Here is a 546-nt window from a genome sequence, read left to right on the forward strand (position 1 = left end):
GCGTAACGATGATCACGGCATCGATTTCCGGATCGGCGAGCAGCTCGGCGCGATCAGAATAAGCCTTTTTTGCCCCATAGCGGGCACGGAAGGCCTCCGCCTTTTCGGCATTGCGCGCAAAGACTGCCTGGAAGACGGCGCCTTCCACATGCGGCAACTCGATCGCATGTGTTTCGGCTCCCATCCCCGCGCCAATCAGGGCGAATCTTATTTGCTTGGACGTCATTTGGCTGTGTTCCTCCTGTAAAGTCCCGCGTCGTCAGGTCAGTTGGAAACCGTGCTGAAGCGGGTCCCCTTCGTCGACGAAGATCGTGTTGTGTCCGATGATGCGCGCCCACCCCGCTACACTCGGTCGAATAGCCTGGCGACCGCCAACCTCCGCCGCACCCTCAATACGGCAGTCGAATAAAGTGCCGATTATGCTTTCGTGGATGAATTCGTCGCCGATCGCGAGTTGGCCGCGAGCGTGCATCTGGGCCATTCGTGCCGACGATCCGGTTCCGCAAGGTGAGCGGTCGATTGCTTTTTCGCCGTAGAAGACGGCAT

1 protein-coding gene is annotated in these 546 nt (G+C 59.0%); it reads right to left on the reverse strand.

The features are described 5' to 3' along the window. Window positions 1-259: 259 nt before the first annotated feature. On the reverse strand, window positions 260-546 hold a 287-nt coding region (locus tag EN935_RS39580; RefSeq protein WP_206534724.1), incomplete at its 5' end, for a proline racemase family protein.

Source organism: Mesorhizobium sp. M7D.F.Ca.US.004.03.1.1, from assembly GCF_003998635.1.
Lineage (GTDB): Bacteria > Pseudomonadota > Alphaproteobacteria > Rhizobiales > Rhizobiaceae > Mesorhizobium > Mesorhizobium loti.